At 37.0% G+C, this 19,183-nt stretch carries 19 protein-coding genes, 3 tRNA genes, 1 other RNA gene and 1 pseudogene; 3 read left to right on the top strand and 21 right to left on the bottom strand.

The features are described 5' to 3' along the window. Positions 1–731: 731 nt before the first annotated feature. Positions 732–2,708 carry a methionine--tRNA ligase gene (gene metG, locus LIZ98_RS02445; protein WP_227138905.1) on the bottom strand — a complete coding sequence of 659 codons (1,977 nt, stop codon included), beginning with the start codon at positions 2,706–2,708 and terminating at the stop codon, positions 732–734. Between the two features lie 480 nt (positions 2,709–3,188). Here metG and LIZ98_RS02440 point away from each other — a divergent pair, with 480 nt between their 5' ends. After that, positions 3,189–3,473, top strand: coding sequence for an AbrB/MazE/SpoVT family DNA-binding domain-containing protein (locus tag LIZ98_RS02440; RefSeq protein ID WP_108897181.1), 285 nt, complete (start codon positions 3,189–3,191; stop codon positions 3,471–3,473). A 350-nt stretch (positions 3,474–3,823) separates the two neighbouring features. Here LIZ98_RS02440 and rsmI read toward each other — a convergent pair whose 3' ends face one another. From rsmI to tadA, 19 genes are all read right to left on the bottom strand, one after another. Beyond that, positions 3,824–4,729 carry a 16S rRNA (cytidine(1402)-2'-O)-methyltransferase gene (gene rsmI, locus LIZ98_RS02435; RefSeq protein WP_051988935.1) on the bottom strand — a complete coding sequence of 302 codons (906 nt, stop codon included), beginning with the start codon at positions 4,727–4,729 and terminating at the stop codon, positions 3,824–3,826. Then, entirely contained in the window at positions 4,704–4,988 is a 285-nt protein-coding gene (locus LIZ98_RS02430) for a GIY-YIG nuclease family protein (protein ID WP_227138904.1), read from the bottom strand. The genes rsmI and LIZ98_RS02430 overlap by 26 nt, the downstream gene beginning before the upstream one ends. Then, entirely contained in the window at positions 4,975–5,718 is a 744-nt protein-coding gene (locus LIZ98_RS02425; protein ID WP_034766809.1) for a tRNA1(Val) (adenine(37)-N6)-methyltransferase, read from the bottom strand. The genes LIZ98_RS02430 and LIZ98_RS02425 overlap by 14 nt, the downstream gene beginning before the upstream one ends. 199 nt (positions 5,719–5,917) lie before the next feature. Then, entirely contained in the window at positions 5,918–6,286 is a 369-nt protein-coding gene (gene yabA / locus LIZ98_RS02420; protein WP_034766807.1) for a DNA replication initiation control protein YabA, read from the bottom strand. Positions 6,287–6,300: 14 nt separating this feature from the next. Continuing rightward, positions 6,301–7,128 (bottom strand): PSP1 domain-containing protein, encoded by an 828-nt coding sequence (locus tag LIZ98_RS02415; RefSeq protein WP_034766805.1) that lies wholly within the window; start codon positions 7,126–7,128, stop codon positions 6,301–6,303. 13 nt (positions 7,129–7,141) lie between these two features. Then, the gene (holB, locus tag LIZ98_RS02410) at positions 7,142–8,143 is read right to left on the bottom strand and encodes a DNA polymerase III subunit delta' (RefSeq protein ID WP_227138903.1); all 1,002 of its coding nucleotides are present in this window, start codon (positions 8,141–8,143) and stop codon (positions 7,142–7,144) included. Between the two features lie 101 nt (positions 8,144–8,244). Further along, the gene (locus LIZ98_RS02405; RefSeq protein WP_227138902.1) at positions 8,245–8,685 is read right to left on the bottom strand and encodes a YaaR family protein; all 441 of its coding nucleotides are present in this window, start codon (positions 8,683–8,685) and stop codon (positions 8,245–8,247) included. A gap of 102 nt (positions 8,686–8,787) precedes the next feature. Continuing rightward, positions 8,788–9,117, bottom strand: a complete 330-nt coding sequence (locus tag LIZ98_RS02400; protein WP_034766826.1) for a cyclic-di-AMP receptor — start codon at positions 9,115–9,117, stop codon at positions 8,788–8,790. 185 nt (positions 9,118–9,302) lie between these two features. Beyond that, positions 9,303–9,938: a dTMP kinase gene (gene tmk / locus LIZ98_RS02395; protein ID WP_227138901.1), complete on the bottom strand. Its 636-nt coding sequence runs from the start codon at positions 9,936–9,938 to the stop codon at positions 9,303–9,305. 210 nt (positions 9,939–10,148) lie between these two features. Continuing rightward, on the bottom strand, positions 10,149–10,340 hold the full coding sequence (locus LIZ98_RS02390; RefSeq protein WP_034766798.1) for a sigma factor G inhibitor Gin: 192 nt from the start codon (positions 10,338–10,340) through the stop codon (positions 10,149–10,151). 934 nt (positions 10,341–11,274) lie between these two features. Then, a tRNA-Ala gene (locus LIZ98_RS02385) sits at positions 11,275–11,347 on the bottom strand. A 75-nt stretch (positions 11,348–11,422) separates the two neighbouring features. Continuing rightward, positions 11,423–11,496 (bottom strand) — tRNA-Ile (locus LIZ98_RS02380). 363 nt (positions 11,497–11,859) lie between these two features. Continuing rightward, entirely contained in the window at positions 11,860–12,123 is a 264-nt protein-coding gene (locus tag LIZ98_RS02375; protein WP_216408821.1) for a pro-sigmaK processing inhibitor BofA family protein, read from the bottom strand. Positions 12,124–12,241: 118 nt separating this feature from the next. After that, the gene (locus tag LIZ98_RS02370; RefSeq protein ID WP_227138900.1) at positions 12,242–12,469 is read right to left on the bottom strand and encodes a YaaL family protein; all 228 of its coding nucleotides are present in this window, start codon (positions 12,467–12,469) and stop codon (positions 12,242–12,244) included. Positions 12,470–12,747: 278 nt separating this feature from the next. After that, entirely contained in the window at positions 12,748–13,344 is a 597-nt protein-coding gene (recR, locus tag LIZ98_RS02365; RefSeq protein WP_034766779.1) for a recombination mediator RecR, read from the bottom strand. A 98-nt stretch (positions 13,345–13,442) separates the two neighbouring features. Further along, on the bottom strand, positions 13,443–13,763 hold the full coding sequence (locus LIZ98_RS02360) for a YbaB/EbfC family nucleoid-associated protein (protein ID WP_034766777.1): 321 nt from the start codon (positions 13,761–13,763) through the stop codon (positions 13,443–13,445). Positions 13,764–13,779: 16 nt separating this feature from the next. Continuing rightward, on the bottom strand, positions 13,780–15,471 hold the full coding sequence (gene dnaX, locus LIZ98_RS02355; protein ID WP_227138899.1) for a DNA polymerase III subunit gamma/tau: 1,692 nt from the start codon (positions 15,469–15,471) through the stop codon (positions 13,780–13,782). 181 nt (positions 15,472–15,652) lie between these two features. After that, positions 15,653–15,917, bottom strand: an RNA gene (ffs, locus tag LIZ98_RS02350) — signal recognition particle sRNA large type. 105 nt (positions 15,918–16,022) lie between these two features. Beyond that, positions 16,023–16,496 carry a tRNA adenosine(34) deaminase TadA gene (gene tadA / locus LIZ98_RS02345; RefSeq protein ID WP_041902213.1) on the bottom strand — a complete coding sequence of 158 codons (474 nt, stop codon included), beginning with the start codon at positions 16,494–16,496 and terminating at the stop codon, positions 16,023–16,025. 119 nt (positions 16,497–16,615) lie between these two features. On the opposite strand from tadA, the pseudogene LIZ98_RS02340 reads away from it, so the two are divergent. Together LIZ98_RS02340 and LIZ98_RS02335 are read left to right on the top strand one after the other, a co-directional pair. Further along, positions 16,616–17,895 (top strand): annotated as a pseudogene (locus LIZ98_RS02340) (LysM peptidoglycan-binding domain-containing protein). A 103-nt stretch (positions 17,896–17,998) separates the two neighbouring features. Next, positions 17,999–18,658 (top strand): deoxynucleoside kinase, encoded by a 660-nt coding sequence (locus LIZ98_RS02335; RefSeq protein ID WP_034766768.1) that lies wholly within the window; start codon positions 17,999–18,001, stop codon positions 18,656–18,658. Positions 18,659–18,772: 114 nt separating this feature from the next. On the opposite strand, the gene LIZ98_RS02330 is transcribed toward LIZ98_RS02335, so the two are convergent. Then, a tRNA-Ser gene (locus LIZ98_RS02330) sits at positions 18,773–18,865 on the bottom strand. Positions 18,866–19,183: the final 318 nt, after the last annotated feature.

The raw sequence follows: 19,183 nt of genomic DNA, 5'->3' as shown, positions 1-19,183 counted from the left end.
AGTTTTAATTTTCGTTTTTGGTCCGTAAATTCCGTTTATATTGCACGCACATCAGCTGAAATTGTCTACTTAATCTTCTTTCTTCCGTCCGTAATAGCTATTTATGCCGTTATTATTTGTCCCTGTATCCGGGAAATAAAAAGTACAGCCAGTGCGCACCTCCTATACTTCGGAAAACCGTCACTTCTCAACGACTTGTTTGCCTTAAAAATGCCAGAAGAGAGGATGTGGGAAGAATTTTGTTGCTTGTTGTTGCCTGCTTCATTAATAGCCCCACTATTGCCAATGCCTTTACTTTATTTTGTCCATATATTCTATCCATTTCGATACCAAGTTTCTTTTGCAGTGCTTTAAAGCCTTGTATCGACTTATTGGAATACGATCCTTCGCAGTGAGAAAGCTGAACATCCACTCGTCAAATATGCTACGGTATAGAAAAACTTTGAATTTTTCCCTTGAATTAACATCGCACGAAGAGAAAGTGAAAGTTTTTTAGAGAGGGGGAAGTTAGTTTTTCAGTCGCTGGCACTCTGATTTATATAATAAAACTAACTCAAAGTTAATTACTTGTATTTTATACTATATTATAATGATAAGAAGGCGACCCCACTTACGTCATCTCACTTAAGTCAAAAAAAAACTGCCCGAGTATTATCATTCCCCAAAAAAGCGGGGACATGAATTGTTCAAAAGTTCAGGCAGCTTTTTTATAAATTATATTTTTTTTACGATTACTTCACTTTCGCACCAATTGGTAGTTTTTCATCAACGGTTGCCAAGGAAAGAATACCGTCTTTTTCACCGGCTAAAATCATTCCTTGTGATAATTCGCCACGTAATTTCACCGGTTTTAAATTCGTAATACAAATGACTTTTTTGCCAACCAGATCTTCCGGTTTGTAAAATTCAGCGATTCCTGAAACCACTTGCCGTTTCTCATAGCCTAAATCAAGTTGCAGTTTCAGTAATTTATTTGCCTTTTTCACCGGTTCACAAGCAATAACTTTTGCCACACGAAGATCTATTTTTGCAAAATCATCAATCGCAATTTCCGGTAAAGTTTCCGGTTTTTCTACCTCTTCCTGCTTCGGTGCTGCCCCTTTCATTTGCTCCTGAATATACGCTACTTCTTTGGCATGCTCCAAACGCGGGAAGATTGGTTCAGCTTTTTTCACCTTTGTACCTGCCGGAATTTGACCGAACTCTTTTAAGCTATCCCAAGATTGTAAATGTTCATCTTGAATGTTCAATTGGGCAAACATTTTCTTTGGTGCCTGCGTAATGAATGGTTGTAATAAAACCGCAACTCTACGCAATGTTTCAGCCAGGTGAGCCAGCACACTTTTTAGTTCTTCCTGTTTTGTTTCATCTTTTGCTAACTTCCATGGCATCGTTTCATCAATAAATTTATTGGCGCGACCAATCATTTGCCAAACAGATGATAGAGCAACGGAGAATTCCATATTTTCCATCGCTTCTTCATAATTCCGAATTCCGTCGATGTTGGCTTGCAGTAATGACTTTTCAAATTCAGTCGTTGAACCTTGATAGGCAGGAATCGTCCCATCAAAATATTGCGAGATCATGGCAATTGTCCGATTCAATAGATTTCCCAGATCATTTGCCAAATCATAATTTATCCGATTAATAAAGTCTTCCGGTGTAAATACGCCGTCGCTGCCGAAACTGACTTCACGCATTAAATAATAGCGTACGGCATCTAATCCGTAACGGTCCACTAACATATCCGGATAAACAACATTCCCTTTTGATTTTGACATTTTTCCGTCTTTCATTAATAACCAACCGTGTCCAAATACCTTTTTCGGCAACGGTAATCCCAATGCCATCAACATAATCGGCCAATAAATCGTATGGAAACGGACAATTTCTTTCCCCACCATATGAACATCTGCAGGCCAATATTTTTTAAAATTAGAATCATCATCAGAGCCATACCCAAGAGCGGTAATATAGTTGGCTAACGCATCAATCCATACGTAGACAACATGTTTCGGGTTGCTTTTTACCGGAATTCCCCATTTGAAAGATGTTCGGGAAACAGCCAAATCTTCTAAACCGGGTTTAATAAAGTTATTAATCATTTCATTTTTTCTTGAAGCCGGTTGAATAAAATCAGGGTGCTCTTCATAATATTGTAATAGACGATCGGCATACTTACTCATTTTAAAGAAATAGGACTCTTCTTTGACAAGTTCTACTTCATGACCACTCGGTGCCTTTCCGCCAATTACTTTGCCGTTTTCATCCCGATAAACTTCAGCTAATTGTGTTTCGGTAAAATATTCTTCATCAGAAACTGAATACCAACCTTCATATTCCCCTAAGTAGATATCTCCTTGGGCCAAAAGTTGTTCAAAAATTTGTTGAACCGCTTTTACATGCTCCTCATCTGTTGTTCGTATAAATTTTGTGTTTGAAATATCCAAGCGTTTCCATAAATCTTGCATATCTTTTGCCATTCCGTCTACGTATGCTTGTGGTGTAATCCCTAATTCATTCGCTTTCTTTTCAATCTTTTGTCCATGTTCATCTGAACCGGTTAAATAAAATACATCATATCCCCGCATCCGTTTATAGCGTGCAACGACATCACAAGCAATCGTTGAGTAGGCATTTCCGATATGTAATTTGCCGCTCGGGTAATAAATAGGTGTTGTAATATAAAATGTTTTCTTTTCAGCCATTTATGTATCTCCTCACTTCTTGAAATAAAGAAAAGCGCAAGTACTGTTTTCATAGCTTCTCTTTTGGAACCCGGACAACCAGATAATCAAACCTTGTCCAAAGTTTTTGACCAGTATTTTATATTTTCTAATACTGTAAAGAAAACGCCCTCAGGTTGCGGCCGAGAGCTAAATAAAATTTTATCATTGGTATTTTAGATGAATGATAATCTTATCTTAACCGCTTATATGAAAAAAATATACATAAAAAACGGAAAAAGTGCAACTAATCGTTAATTCTCATATATATTTGTTTGCTATTGAGCATATATAGTCATAACAAAAGCAAGCTGGTAAAAAAACTGTTGCTTCCATTCTATCATATAACAGCCTTTTTATTGACGCTATTTACAAGGATTGGTAAAATTATAGGAAATAGGGTACATTGCTGAAAATTTATTGGAAAATGATAAATGACTACTTTTCGAGAGGGGAAATATTATGAAATCGACAGGGATTGTTAGAAAGGTTGATGAACTGGGTCGTGTTGTCATTCCAATCGAATTACGTCGGATGTTAGGTATTAGTGAAAATGATTCATTAGAAATCTATGTTGAGAATGATAATATCGTTCTGAAAAAATATAAACCCAATAAGACCTGTATGATAACAGGTGAAATCTCAGATGAAAATCATGTGTTGGCCGACGGTAAAATTGTTTTAAGTCGAAACGGTGCAGAAAAATTGATTAACGAAATTAAACGTTCATTTGAATTAGATAAATAGATAGGGAAAAATTTTGGCGTCCGAGACTTTTGGCAACTCGTGATGCGAAATCAACAAAAATATAAAATTTTTTGGGCTGTGATATCCCAACTGTGCCTATAATTAACAAAACTTCCTTCTCAGTCGAATTCGCATCCTTTTCTGAAAATTATTGTTTAAAGAAAACTCGGCGACTGCCGAGCCTTTAGGCGATGGCAAAGCCGCAAGATCACTTATACTTAATTCTTAAAATTTCCCACTACGTCGAATTCGCTTCTTTGCTGGAAATTTATACTTTCTTAACGTATAAACTAAAAGGCCCGGTAAAATCGCCCTTTTTTCTGTCCCTCATTTCCTCTCTTTTTAACATGTCATTCCATGAAATTGTTTCTGTCACTCTTCTCCACCTTTTTTACATGGTATAAATGATAAACATCCCTTTTCTGCAACCCGCGATCTTTTGCTGCTTTTTTTATTGCTTCTTTGGACGGGTCCCCCAAATTTATGTAATAGTCTACATGTTCAATAACATCCATTGAATGCCAAAATATATCTTCCTGTGAGTTTGTGCCTGTTTCCGGGTTTCCTTCAACAACAATACAAAACTCACCACGTATTTCATTCTTGTTTACCCAATCAACCAGTTCTGCAAGAGAACCACGAATAAACTCCTCATACTTTTTTGTAAGTTCCCGACAAATAGCCGCTTGTCTTTTCCCAAAAACTTCATACAATGCTTGAACGGTTTCTGTTAACCGATGGGGTGCCTCATAAAAAATAAGTGTTGCATCCATAGCTTTTAATTTTTTTAATTCATCGTCCCGCTCCTTTTTCTTTCTCGATAAAAAGCCATAAAAATAAAAGGGTTGAGGACGAATTCCGGAAGCGGTTAAGGCGGTTAATGCAGCATTGGCCCCCGGTATGGAGACAACCGGTATTCCTTTGTTCACGGCTTGATGGACCAATTCATAACCCGGGTCCGAAATAGCCGGCATTCCTGCATCACTAACCAAAGCGACCGTTTTCCCTTCCAGTAATTGCTCAATGAGGTACTTACCGCTCGACTCTTTATTATGCTCATGATAGCTTGTTAAATTTGTTGGAATGTCAAAATAATTCATTAATTTCTTTGTGTTCCTCGTATCTTCCGCTGCGATTAAGTCGACTTCTTTCAAAATGCGAATGGCTCGAAAGGTCATATCTTCCAAATTTCCAATAGGGGTCGGAACAATATATAATATTCCTTTATCCTTAAGAAAACTTTTTTGTATGTTCACTTGTACAAAACTCCTTCAAAAACGCCTCTTTTTTCTTTCTTGTCAGCTTTTTAAACCGATACTCCGCTTTCATTGCTTCACTTTTTGACCAAAAACATTCAGAATAAATAAGTTTGACCGGTGTCCGGCCCCGGGTATATTTTGCCCCTTTTCCGGCATTATGTTGTTCAATCCGCCGTTTTAAATCAACAGAATAGCCTCCGTAAAAGCTGCCGTCTGCACATTGTAAAACATAAAAATAAAATTTATTTGTCTCCATATAGAATTTTTTTCACTTCTTCCGTATAATCGCCGTTATTTTGATAAACAAACAATGGTGGGAGAATTTTCAAACTTGGTTTTCCATCCTTTATCCCCTCAATTAAAATGGTGTTTGCTTCTTTACCTGATTTTGGATAAACGAATTGCAACCGTTTTGGCTCCAACTTATATTTTTTCATCCATTCCAAAATTTCCAAAAGACGGTCCGGCCGATGAACAAAAGCGGCTTTTCCTCCGGGTTTCACAAGTTGGCTGCTCACTTTCACAACATCTTCTAATGTGCAATATAATTCGTGTCTTGCAATAGCAAAATATTCACTTTCATTGATAATCGTCCGCTCCGTTACAGGAAAGTAAGGGGGATTACAAGTGACGACATCAAATTGGTTGTAACCTAATTTCCCGGGCATCTCTTTCAAATCACCATGAATGATTTGAATTTTATGATCGAGCTTGTTATATTCTATGCTTCTTTTTGCCATATCATATAATCTTTCTTGAATTTCTACCCCTGTAATATTTGCCTTTGTTCTCGTGCTTATCAAAAGGGGAATAACACCGTTTCCTGTGCAAAGGTCGATAATATTCCCTTTTTGGATAGGCAAATAAGCAAATTTCGCCAATAATACCGCATCTAAAGAGAAGGCAAATACCGACGGGCTTTGAATAATCCGTAAATCTTCAGCCAGCAAATAATCGAGACGCTCATCTTCACGTAAAAAAACCATGCAGTCCTCCAAAAATATGTTTATTAAGCTGTTTTCGTACTTTTTTTGCCGTCTCTAGCAGAAAATGCCATTGACGATATTCAAATCGTTTTGCTATCATCGCTTCCCTTGTGGAGCTAAATAATCCAACGTTTTTAACCAGTATTTTTCTACTTTCTACCCAATGAAAAACCTTCCTTAATTCGGGAAGGCGAAGTTACTACTTTTTATTTAAAAATGATAAACAGAACATGCAATCTCCTTCTTTTCTTAAACTGCCAAATTGTAAATTACATATATGGAATCCTTCATTATACAATCTGGCCAAGTTATCATAACCTTCTCCAATATCCAAGGAGTTTTTTCGATCGGTTTGGTTCTTTTGATTTTCCTCTTTTTCTTGGTTCGCCTCTTTTTGAAAGGCAATTTCTTCCATCCGTTTCCGTAAATGCTCATTTTCTAGTTTCAGTGAGTGATTTTCTTCGATGATTTGAGCCAAATTTTGTTTTAATTCACCTAACTGTTTATATAGTTCCCCGATCCTCTGCTCCATGTTTGACACCGAATCAAACAACTCTTTTTTATTCATTTGGTTCCACCTCGTCAATCCGCGGCTTTAGAAGAAATTACACCTTCTTCAATCATTTCATCCAACGTATATTCAATGACCTTATTTTGCTCCATCAATTCAATTTGAATCACTTGCTCTACCAAATTCAAACCGACCACTTTACCGTTGCCGTGGGAAGTATAAATAAATTCTCCTAAATCCGGTAATTGTTCTTTTGCATTTTCATAGTCATCATTTTCATACTTTAAGCAACACATAAGCCTTCCGCATAAGCCGGAGATCTTCGTTGGATTCAACGATAAATTTTGATCTTTTGCCATTTTAATTGAAACCGGATCGAAGTCACCTAAAAATGTTGAACAGCATAGCATCCTTCCGCACGGTCCAATTCCACCAAGCATTTTTGCCTCATCACGAACACCAATCTGCCTAAGTTCAATCCTCGTTTTGAAGATAGCGGCTAAATCTTTCACAAGTTCACGAAAATCTACTCGACCTTCTGCAGTGAAATAAAAAATAATTTTATTACGATCAAATGTATATTCCACATCAACAAGTTTCATCTCAAGCGAATGCTCTGATATCTTTTGCATACAAATATTGAAAGCTTCCTTTGCCGCACTCCGGTTTTCCTCAACTTGGAGATAATCTTTTTCATCGGCAACACGGAGAACTTTTTTTAAAGGCAGAACAACATCGTCCTCATCAACAAGTTTATTCGCAATCACGACATTTCCAAATTCAATACCTCTTGCTGTTTCGACAACGACAAACTGACCTCTTTCAATGACAATCCCATCCGGGTCAAAGAAATAGATTTTTCCCGCCTTCTTAAAGCGAACACCAACAACATTATACAAAAGCTGATCCCTCCTATAACTTAATCATCAGCTGCTCCATTAACAGTAATCCATTGACATTAGATTGTAATCTCCTTTTTGCGTCCAAAATAAGGGAGATTTGTTCTGTTAACCGATTACCGGATACTTTAAGCGCATTCTTTTGCCATTCAGCGTAATAATCCGGATAGACAACTTCTGTCACTTTTTCTAACTGTATATATAGTAAATCTTTATAGATAAAGAGTAACATGTCCAGACCGACATCGATCTGCTCCCTTGATTTAAACAGCGGCAACCAGTCTGTCTGCAAAAACAGGAGCGTATCCATAATCGTTTGTTTCGTCTTGATTTCATATAATTTTAACACTAAATCTCTGGCTTGTAAAAACCATTGGTCTTGATTCATTTGTAATGCTTCGTCCAGACTGTTTGTTAAATTGGCAAGTAAAGGAGCACGATCCTTCTTAACCCCGTGATTGATTAACGCTTTAATGAGTTCCGGTTTCGGTAATGGATAAAAAGTAATATGTTGGCATCTGGAAAAAATAGTCGGTAATATTTTTTGTATTTGTTCGGTTACTAAAATGGCTGTTGTATTTTGTCCGGGCTCTTCCAGAAATTTTAGTAAGCTATTGGCTGCATTTGTCGTCATTTTATCAGCATGAATAATCATATAAAATTTTCGATTCGACTCTACCGCTTTTTTTGAAAATTCCTGTTGTAAAAAATATATTTGTTCTTTTTTAATTGAATTCCCGTCAGGCTCGACCAAATGGATGTCTGGGTGATTCCCGTGATTGATTCGCTTACATTGGGGGCAGTTTTCACATGGTTTATATCCTTCAAAGGGCTGTTCACAAAATAAAGCTTTTGCGAGTAATAAGCCGATTTCTTTTTTTCCCGTCCCTTTCATCCCTTCAAAAAGGTAAGCATGAGCGATCCGATTTTTTATTATTATTTGTTTGAGCATCTTCATGACGGTTGGTTGGTATTTTTCTAATTCATCCCAAGTCCTTACATTTAAATCACTCATATTTTTCCCTCTTACATTTTTTATGTGGTGCAGTTATTTTTAAAAAATATTTTATAAGTATATCAAGTAATCGGTTGGAGCTGGATTTACTTGTCAATTCATCATGTATATATATTGACAATTAATCCTTTTATTTCCCCGATAATACTTAAAATTTTTATATTTTCCGTTTCCTTTGTTAAAATTTCATCGGTTAACTCGATAATTTTTTTATCTATTTTTTCAATGATTTGCAAAATGCGACTTTGACCTCCGCTGTCCCACGTATTTGATTTCTTTAATCCGATTCCTAAATTGACCGCTTCTTTAATAAAATTTTGGATCAAATTTTTATATTTGGTTAAATCTCGAAAGTTTCGCGATTTTGCTAAACGATCTCCGGCTTTCTCGATTTCTGATAGTAGCGCATGGAGATTTCCTGATTGTAATTTTTCATTCTGCATTTTTATTAGTTCTTGAAAGTTTATGCTTCCTTGCCCTTGAAACTTTATATCTTTTTGAAGCGACTCCGGTGAAAGATGAAGGTTTTGATTAACTTTCAAATTGATTCCCCCTTACAAACGACCCCAAAACGTATTGCCTTCAAAAGGAGGTCACGTACTCAAAATAGAATGAAAGCAACCGGAGTCCCGATTGCCTGATTTTTAATACTGGAAAAATTGTTCAACAGGTAAAACAAATACTGTCGCACCGCCAACTTCTACTTCAACCGGATAAGGAATATACGAATCAGCATTCCCTCCCATCGGTGAAACAGGCGCAACTAATTGATCTCTTGATCTGCAGTTATCCTTAATAATTTGCAGGGCTTTATCAACTCGAATATCTTCCGTACCGATAATAAATGTCGTATTACCCGATTTTAAAAATCCACCCGTTGTCGCCAATTTTGTCACCCGAAAATTATGATCCATTAATGCATTTAATAAACGATTACTATCTTGATCTTGGACGACTGCCAATATTAGTTTCAACTTAATCCCCCCTTGCCTAAAATTCCGGCTGATTCTTACTTCCATTATACCAATAACACATGAAAGAAATAAATATTCTGTTTCCATTTTTACTGTTTCCAGTTATTCCAAAATTGGGCATTAGCCTTAATTATAATTTATGTTTAGAATCCGTTTCTGTTAAAAAATATTTTCCACCGGGATTGTTATCTTTTTACTAACAGTGAAAGAATTAATTTTTTTGCCTCTGTTTTAACCTCTTCAATCGGTCGATCGGCCATAACTTTCTTAATCCTGTCGGGAAACCGATCTAATAATTGCAAATATCCTTCTCTCACCATTTTATGAAACTCCATTGTTTCTAAATCAAGTCGATTCATTTCCCCTTGACGATGTTTTTGAATTCGTTCCAAGCCGATTTCCGGTTCTATATCAAAGTAAATTGTTAAATCAGGCATCGTATTTTCAATGGCAAAATGATTAATCTTCAAAACTTCATCAATGCCAATTTTCCTTGCAAAACCTTGATATACAATTGAAGCATCAATGAATCGATCACATAAAACAATATTTCCTTTTTCTAATGCAGGAATGATTTTTTCTATTAAATGTTGTCTCCTTGCAGCAGCGTAAAGTAACGCCTCTGTCCTCGGGTCCATTTCCGTATGTTTCTTATCTAAAATGATTTGCCGGATTTTTTCAGCAATGGGGCTTCCGCCGGGTTCTCTTGTCTGGACAATTGGATAACCTTCAGCCGCCAATTCTTCCGCGATTATATTTAAAACAGTTGTCTTTCCTGCACCATCAGGACCTTCAACTGTGATGAACGTACCCTTTTCCATATGACTCCTCCACCTATAAAACAAACTATGTTTATATTAATAATTCAAGTATACATCAATAAGGGCAAACATCAATTTTTTGATCAAATTATTTTTATAAAATAAGTGAAACGCTTGGAGATGTTCCAAGCGTTTATTTGATTACAATTAAAGTATAATCTACTATACAGTGAAATCTAAAATTAAGGATTAATCTGCTTTTTTATTTTTCTAAGATAATATTTGTTTTTGACTCACTTTACTTAATTGTTGTAAATAAAATTTATAAAGCGGATGATCCGTATCTGTCTGAACCATCTCTCTTTCACAATCAATACAAATAAATGATGTATATAAATGAAATCCATTTTGCTTCTGTTGCTCACAAATAATACAAGTTTCCCCATTCAGTTTTTCCATCATTCCTCCACCTCCATATATGCATTATGTCCTCTTAACCTAGAAATTATTCAATTTATCATTATGAAATCAATTTTTCTAGCTAATTGTCCGTTATATATATATTTTATGTGGAGAATTGTTTGCCTTATTCAACGCCAGGTAAAAAGGTAAAACAAAAAAGGTCGGATTGGGAAAAAATTTTCGATGAGAATAGGGTTCGCCGACTAAAATGAGTGCATCTCACCAAAAGTGTCTGCGTGAATAGGGTTCGTTGTCAAAAAATTGAACGTTTCCCACATAAAATGAATGTTAGTTGAGTCCATTTCAAAAAATTTTTTCCAAATTTTATTCTTTCATTTAAAGAAAACACGGCGACTGCCGAGCCTTTAGGCGATGGCAAAGCCGCAAGAGCACTTATACTTCATTCTTAAAATTTCCAACTACATCGAATTCGCTTCTTTGCTGGAAATTTATATTTCTTAACGTATAAGAAAAGCGCAGAGCGCCCGCTGAGCGACGTACAAACTGGAGCGCCCCGCAATGAGAACAGATTTGCTTCCTCGAATAGGCATCGCACGAAGAAAAAGCGATTAGCTTTTTCGAGGAAAAGGAAACACGGCGAGGGACGAGCCGATGTTGACTTATCGTAGTGGAGGGGAGTGAAGTTTGCTAGTCGCTGGCGCTCGTAGCTAGACAATAAAACTAATCCCAAGTTAATTGCTTGTATTTTTATACTTTCTTATACTACAAAAAAGGACAGTGAAAATCCACTGTCCTTTATATGCCCGGCAACGTCCTGCTCTCGCTAAGGGAGAACCTTCCCTACCATCACAGGGCTAAGGAAACTTACCTTCCGAGTTCAGGATCTGTTCGTTGATGACCTTCTCTTTATCACTACCGAACCTACTACTGGCTTTTGACCATGTAATTTCGTAATTAGTTTATTTTCGTTTAATGGAGCCTAGCGGGATCGAACCGCTGACCTCCTGCGTGCAAAGCAGGCGCTCTCCCAGCTGAGCTAAGGCCCCGGCTATTTATTTAAAACTGGTATTGACTCGCAAAAACTTAGAGATGACGTGTCCCAAATTTTATTATGAATATGATGGGCCTGAATGGACTTGAACCATCGACCTCACGCTTATCAGGCGTGCGCTCTAACCAGCTGAGCTACAGGCCCATATTCTATATTTATTGCGCCTTCAAAGTTAAAGGCGTTATAACAGAACGTTGTGCTTTTCACAGGTCAATCCGTACGTCGTTGGACATAAGGAACGCTTCGTCAGCAGTACCTCGAGTCGCTTTCGTCTTCCATTTCTTTAGAAAGGTCGTAATACATCCGCACCGCTTTGTCTTGTTCTGTTTTCAAGTTCCTAATTTAACGACCTTTCTATACTATCAAGTAATCAATTGTTTGTCAAACTCACACAAAAATTCCCCCGATTTCGTTCATTCCCCTTATAGACTAATTTATCGACCAATTACGTAAAAATGTCTATAACAGGATAGTTTTATCAATCTTAGTCATATATGGAATATGGGCTTAAATAATCCATAATTGAATGACAGTAAGCGCACATACACCGGGTATTCCTAAAAACCCTGAAACTGTTGCTGTAATTAAATTGATAGGTACATGGATACCGAAATTACTGCCGAACGCATTAAGAAAAAATAATAATAAAGCACCGATCAATATTTTTATGATACTTTGACCAAAAAAGCGAAATAATCTCAGCGGTGTACCAAATAATAGGAGAAGCACAATAATTCCTCCGATAATTCCAATCACTAATGAAGGCTCCATATAATCCCTCCGTAAATTAATGCTTGTACCATTAAAATATTTATGTTGAAATCCACAAAAAAAGAACCATTACCTATTTAGGTTACATAATCCCTAAAAGAAAACGGTTCTTTTCATATCACTTATTTTTATCAAATATTTTTAATTGCCTAACCTTGGCTTCCCTAAATAAGTATAAATACTTCAATTCTGTAAGTTCCACCTGGTGCTTAAAATCATCATTCATATCAAAAGATTTATCGTACAGACTTTTTTCATTTTTCCATTTCTGTTTTAATTCTTCTATTTGAAACAAAAGCTTATTATCATATTCCCTTTTTAGTGACCCTTTACGTTTAAAGAGCACTTGTACTCCCCCTTAAAAATCAATCCTTTTTATATCCCACTCTTATTAGCAAGTCAAACGCCCACCTTAAAATTCGAGTTCATGGGGAAGCCGGGAGGGAGAGGGACTTGCTGCAAAAGGCCAATTGGTTCGGATTACAATAATATTGGTCACACACCGCATTGCCATAAAGACGTGGGATCATTATTTATTGTGTACTTCCTACAATCAATGGGGATAAAGAAAAAACCCCACAGATTGACGTTTACCTTTATTTTTCCGTTAAAAAAGAAAAAATATTATAATTCTCTTCTTCCTTCAAGCGCTTTCGACAATGTTACTTCATCCGCATATTCTAAATCTCCTCCCACAGGTAATCCGTGAGCAATTCGAGTAACTTTAATACCGGACGGTTTTACTAACTTTGATATATACATTGCCGTTGCTTCACCTTCAATATTTGGATTCGTAGCCAATATCAGTTCTTTAATTTCTTCATTTTGGAGCCTTTTAAGTAAACTTGGGATGTTAATATCTTCAGGTCCAACACCTTCCATAGGAGAAATTGAACCTTGCAAAACATGATATAACCCATGATACTCCTTCATCTTTTCCATTGCGATTACATCTTTAGAATCTTGAACCACGCACACAACTGAGCGATCACGACTTTGATCACTGCAAATATAACAAGGTTCGCGATCCGTAATATGACCGCAAACAGAACAATATGTCAAATCCCTTTTTGCATTGATAAGGGCTTTAGCAAAATCCAATACCGTTTCTTCCTTCATTGTTAATACAAAAAAGGCTAATCGTGAAGCAGTTTTCGGACCAATTCCGGGAAGTTTCATAAAGCTATCAATCAGCTTACTAATCGGTTCTGGATAATACATTCAAATTAGGCCTCCTATTAAGAAAAGCGCTGGCCACCAGGAGCTAGGCAATAAAACTTATCCATTGTTTTTACCAGTATTGCTACCTTTCTTCTCCTTTAAAATAGACCAGGGATGTTTAAACCTTTGGTAAATTGTCCCATTGTTCGGGAAGTGAGTTCGTCCGCTTTTGTCAATGCATCGTTTGTAGCGATAACTATCAAGTCTTGAAGTGTTTCAATATCTTCGGGATCAACAACTGCTTCATCTATCTTTACTTCCAATACCTCTTTATGTCCCGAAATAACGACAGATACGGCTCCACCGCCTGCAGTTCCTTCAATTCTTTCTTCACCTAATTTTTCTTGTGCTTCTGCCATTTTCTTTTGCATTTTTTGCATTTGTTTCATCATATTTTGCATATTTCCCATTCCACGCATAATTTTACCTCCAATGTTAATCTCTTATTTCCAGTAAATCTTCACCAAATAATTTAATTGCTTCATCTATCAGGGGGTCACCGCTATTGTCTGATTTCTTTTGATCTTTAACAAGGTCTCGATGTTCATTTAAAAAAGACTGACGGATTTCCAGCCACTGATTTTCGGGAACACCAATTACTTCTATTGGATCTCCAGTAACTTTTTGAAGCAAACTAGTTAATGTACTAATAAATTCTCCATTATTTATTGCCATTTGACAATGAATTTCATATTTAAACTTGATAACACAGCCCTGGGATGACGACGCAACCGGTTCAGCATCATTTAACAATGCAGCATGTGACTTCTTCAAGTTTTCTAAAATCGACCCCCAGTTGTTTTTAATTTGTTGCAAATTTTGCTTTGTCGCATTTGCTAATACATTTTCTATTTTACCAACCGGAGCTTTAAATGTATGCTTAACTGTCTTTGTTTGTTTTTGCTTGTTATTACTTTCCTCTGATGTTTGTCCTTCACTAATGCCTTGTACTTGCAATTGTTGAATTTGATCTTCCAGGTAAGCAATTTTCTCTTGTAGTTGTGTAATCAAATCAGAGGAAACAGCTCCTTGTTGATTCCGAAAGTTTGCTTGGCATAATTGGACAAAACAAACTTCCAGAATAATTTTAGGATGATTTGTCCATTTCATTTCTTGTTGAACTTGATTAAACCTATTAATGATTTCATAAATTTCATCAGAATCAAATTGTTCCGCCAATCTTTGAAAATCTTCATCGACAATTACACGTTCCAAAAAATCTTGCGTGCCCGGGGAATTTTTGTATACAAGTATATCCCGGAAATATTGAATCATATCTTCAATAATTCGGACCGGATCTTTTCCCTCTCCTAATAATGTATGTAAAAAAGTTAATGCTGCTTGCGGATTTTTTTCAAGAATCGAACCGGCAATTTGATGTAATATTTGTTGTGATACAGAACCCGTTATAACGAGTGCATCTTCAATACTTATTCTTCCTTGACTGAAGGAAATGGTTTGGTCCAGTAAACTTAACGCATCCCGCATCCCGCCATCAGAAGCTCTTGCTATCAGTTCCAATGCTTGTTGATCATATTCATACCCATAGTCGTCAATAATAGAACCCATATGCTCAGCAATTTTTTGGGGAGAAATCCGCTTAAAATCAAAACGTTGACACCGGGAAATAATCGTTAACGGTATTTTATGGGGTTCCGTAGTTGCTAATATGAAAATTACATGCTTTGGCGGTTCCTCTAAAGTTTTTAGCAATGCGTTAAACGCACCAATGGATAACATATGAACTTCATCTATAATATATACCTTGAATGTAGACATGTTTGGTGTATATTTGACTTTATCGCGAATATCACGAATTTCTTCAACACCGTTATTGGATGCAGCATCGATTTCGATTACATCCGGATTTGATCCATCCGTAATGCTCTTACAAATAGAACATTCATTACAAGGCTCTGCCGCTTTCCTATTCGGACAATTTACTGCCTTAGCTAAAATTTTTGCGGCACTTGTTTTTCCTGTTCCCCTAGGTCCGGTAAATAAATAGGCATGGGAAATTTTTTGTTGTAAGAGGGCGTTTTGTAACGTTTTTGTTACATGTTGTTGTCCGACTACATCTTCAAAGTTTTGTGGCCGCCATACACGATACAATGCTTGATAAGCCATTAAATAATACTCCCCCTTCAACAATTTTCCCTATTATTTAGTTGCAAAGTTGCATATCAAATTTATTAGCAACACTTTACAAAACATCCGTCTTTTTATTATACCTTATTTCCCTTTTCTTTTACTATAAAAAAAACATCCTTAACATAGGATGTTTAAATTGCTATTATGTAAGTAACTGCCGTGCACCTACCTTCGACTGCTAACCATAGGCGTTGCTTACATAGTTAGCTCAGCTCAGGCACCCCTGCGGCACATGAGAGATTCCACTTAATGCTGCTTCCTTCCGGACCTGACATGGTTCATGGATTCCCATTGCGCAGGACCCAAACGTCAACACCACTTGTGTAAGACAGGCCCTACAGTTAGACAGCCTCGGGTAGGAGTTCAGTCCTGCTAGAGCGGATTGCAGGTTCAGGGCACCGCTACCTCCCCACCTAGCACGGCAAATTTGCTACCAAAATTCATACGTCTTAATGACGTATATTTAGTATACTAAGGAATTGGTAAAATTGCAATGGTTTATCCATTGTTAATTGTTTCCTCGTATTTCAGGAAAGAAACCCTTTCTTTTTCATCCGTAATTCCTGAAAGAAAGTAGTTAACATTTTCGAACATTCATTTTGTAATATTCCATTTGTCACTTCGCATTGGTGGTTAAATCGACTATCGTCTAATAAGTTCATCAATGTTCCTGCACAACCGCCTTTTGGATCTCCGGTACCGTAGACAACACGTTTAATTCGTGACATTAGAATCGCTCCGGCACACATGGGACACGGCTCTAAGGTGACAAATAATTCCGCATCCTCCAGCCGCCAGCTTTTTAAAGTGTGACATGCCTGTTGAATTGCGATCATTTCTGCATGGGCGGTTGCATTTTGTTCTGTTTCACGTAAATTATGACCTCGACCGATAACCGTGTCATGTAATACAATGACACAGCCGATTGGAACTTCATTCTTTTGCTTTGCCTTCAGTGCTTCTTCTATTGCGAGCTGCATGTAATATATATCGCGATCCATTCAAGCTTCTCCTTATAAAAAACAAAATGATTATTTCTTATGTAAATTATAAACGATAATTCTTTTTTTTGAACTTATAACATAAAATTTCTGTAGTGTCATTCCGAGGAGGTAGGGTAATGCAAATTCATGTTGTACAACAAGGACAATCTTTGTTCGGTATTGCACAAGCCTATAATACAACAGTTAATGATTTGATTGAAGCAAATGAAATACCGAACCCCAATCGCCTTGTCGTTGGTCAGACGCTCGTCATTCCGATTATCGGTCGTTTTTACTGGGTTCAACCGGGGGATAGTTTATTTTCCATTGCACAAAGATTTGGAATTACTATCCAGCAGCTTGCCTCAATAAATCAAATCTCTATCAACAGTCCGCTCGCAATCGGTACAAGACTATATATACCCCCATTGCCAAAAGTAACAAAAGAAATTAATGCATATGTTGAACCCCGGGGGACCGTAACTCCAAATTTAGAAAACAGTGCAAGAGAGGCGGCACCATACTTAACATATTTAGCCCCCTTTAGTTTTCAGGCTTTACGTGACGGCTCATACGGGAGCCCCCTTTAAATCAATTCCCGGCTATTGCAAGGGCAAATCAAAATGTGTTAATGATGGTCATTACGAATCAAGAAAACGATCAATTTAGTGATGAATTGGGGAGAATATGATTAAATGATCAAAACGTACAAACCACCTTTTTGAACAATATCGTATCAACTGCTCAAAGGCTCGGTTTTCGTGATATTCATTTTGATTTTGAGTATTTACGACCAGAGGACAGGGAGGCATACAATCGTTTTTTACGAAGAGCGAAAGATCGATTTAGCAGGGAAGGATGGCTCTTGTCCACTGCTTTAGCACCCAAAACGAGAGCGGATCAACCCGGACGTTGGTATGAAGCACATGATTATCGAGCTCATGGAGAAATTGTTGATTTTGTCGTCATTATGACCTACGAATGGGGCTATAGTGGCGGTCCACCAATGGCAGTCTCACCAATCGGACCCGTTCGTGATGTTTTAGAGTACGCAATTACCGAAATGCCTTCAGAAAAAATCTTAATGGGGCAAAACTTATACGGATATGACTGGACACTTCCCTTTCGACCTGGCACTGTTGCTCGTGCCGTCAGTCCGCAACAGGCAATCCAGTTAGCAGCTCAAAATAATGTTCCCATCCAATATGATACCCAAGCACAAGCACCATTTTTTAACTATAGAGGTGCAAATGGGCAAGAACATCGAGTTTGGTTTGAGGATGCTCGAAGTATACAAGCAAAATTTGATCTTATTAAAGAATTAAATTTACGAGGAATCAGTTATTGGAAACTTGGTCTTTCTTTCCCGCAAAATTGGTTGTTAATTGCAGAAAATTTTGATGTAAGAAAACGATAGTTTAAACGATTGTAATTGACCCATAATCAAGTATACTTAATTAAGTAATGATCGAACAGGCATCATACTACTTGCCCATAAAAGCTGAAGGAGTATATGAGAAATGAATTTACGGGAAAAATACAATATACCAAGTCGAGCCGTGATTACAATTGCAGGGACGGTTGGTGTCGGTAAATCTACACTTACAAAGGCACTGGCTTCAGCTCTTGATTTCCGAGCATCACTTGAAAAGGTGGATAATAACCCATACTTAGAGAAATTTTATCGTGATTTTAAAAAATGGAGTTTTCCTTTGCAAATTTACTTTTTAGGTGAACGATTTAAAGAACAAAAGCGGATGTTCGAATATGGGGGTGGATTTGTACAGGATCGGTCTATTTATGAAGATAGCGGGATATTTGCAAAAATGCATTATGAAAAAGGAAATATGACGGAAATAGATTACAAAACATATAAGAATTTATTTGATGCAATGGTGATGACTCCTTTTTTTCAGCATCCGACTCTTTTAATTTATTTAAGAGGTTCAATTGATGACGTTCTTGCCCGGATTAAAGAAAGGGGAAGGCCAATGGAGCAAAACACGCCGGTTGAATATTGGCTGGAAATGTATGAACGTTATGAAGAATGGATCAATACCTTTCATGCATGTCCGATTCTCCGGTTAGATATTCATGATTATGATGTGTTTGACAATAATCAATCAATTGAAGAAATTGTTAGTAAAATGTCATTTATCCTTAATAGTAAAGGAGCCTAAGCTTTGTATTCCGGAATACCTTCACTGCCACGTATGGAAAAAACGGCCTTTAGAGATTCTCCCTAAAGACCGTTTTTTTCATTCTCCAATTATTATGCGTTGTTATCAATAATATGGCGGAGGAGGAGGGATTCGAACCCCCGCGCGGTTTAACCCGCCTCTCGGTTTTCAAGACCGACCCCTTCAGCCAGACTTGGGTACTCCTCCATCACGACCAAAAGTATATTATCATGGCAAAAATAAAAAGTCAATGTAGTCACAATCATGAGCTTTTTGCGATGTACTGATTTTCTAGATTAGATTAAAAAAATTTACTCTAAAAATTTACCACATTTTCATTTTTAGGTATGATTTTCTATGCTTTTCCTGCCTTTAATGGTTTGTGTGTCTATTTTTTTACAAAAAAGGGCATACGAATCCTATTGTCTTATCCACATTTTTTGCTTGTGGATATCTTTTTTACTTTTACTTATTCACATGTGGATAATTTTTTTATACAGCACAAACAAGACTCCTCATATTTTG

It is taken from the genome of Caldibacillus sp. 210928-DFI.2.18 (assembly GCF_020554505.1).
GTDB lineage: Bacteria > Bacillota > Bacilli > Bacillales > Caldibacillaceae > Caldifermentibacillus > Caldifermentibacillus hisashii.
This window is presented reverse-complemented; position numbering and strand designations above follow the sequence as displayed.

Bases quoted from the DNA above. Each gene is read 5' to 3' on its own strand.
- metG (WP_227138905.1), bottom strand. From the start codon at position 2,708: ATGGCTGAAAAGAAAACATTTTATATTACAACACCTATTTATTACCCG.
- LIZ98_RS02440 (WP_108897181.1), top strand. From the start codon at position 3,189: ATGAAATCGACAGGGATTGTTAGAAAGGTTGATGAACTGGGTCGTGTT.
- LIZ98_RS02430 (WP_227138904.1), bottom strand. From the start codon at position 4,988: ATGGAGACAAATAAATTTTATTTTTATGTTTTACAATGTGCAGACGGC.
- LIZ98_RS02425 (WP_034766809.1), bottom strand. From the start codon at position 5,718: ATGGTTTTTTTACGTGAAGATGAGCGTCTCGATTATTTGCTGGCTGAA.
- yabA (WP_034766807.1), bottom strand. From the start codon at position 6,286: ATGAATAAAAAAGAGTTGTTTGATTCGGTGTCAAACATGGAGCAGAGG.
- holB (WP_227138903.1), bottom strand. From the start codon at position 8,143: ATGAGTGATTTAAATGTAAGGACTTGGGATGAATTAGAAAAATACCAA.
- tmk (WP_227138901.1), bottom strand. From the start codon at position 9,938: ATGGAAAAGGGTACGTTCATCACAGTTGAAGGTCCTGATGGTGCAGGA.
- LIZ98_RS02390 (WP_034766798.1), bottom strand. From the start codon at position 10,340: ATGATGGAAAAACTGAATGGGGAAACTTGTATTATTTGTGAGCAACAG.
- LIZ98_RS02375 (WP_216408821.1), bottom strand. From the start codon at position 12,123: ATGGAGCCTTCATTAGTGATTGGAATTATCGGAGGAATTATTGTGCTT.
- recR (WP_034766779.1), bottom strand. From the start codon at position 13,344: ATGTATTATCCAGAACCGATTAGTAAGCTGATTGATAGCTTTATGAAA.
- LIZ98_RS02360 (WP_034766777.1), bottom strand. From the start codon at position 13,763: ATGCGTGGAATGGGAAATATGCAAAATATGATGAAACAAATGCAAAAA.
- dnaX (WP_227138899.1), bottom strand. From the start codon at position 15,471: ATGGCTTATCAAGCATTGTATCGTGTATGGCGGCCACAAAACTTTGAA.
- tadA (WP_041902213.1), bottom strand. From the start codon at position 16,496: ATGGATCGCGATATATATTACATGCAGCTCGCAATAGAAGAAGCACTG.
- LIZ98_RS02335 (WP_034766768.1), top strand. From the start codon at position 17,999: ATGAATTTACGGGAAAAATACAATATACCAAGTCGAGCCGTGATTACA.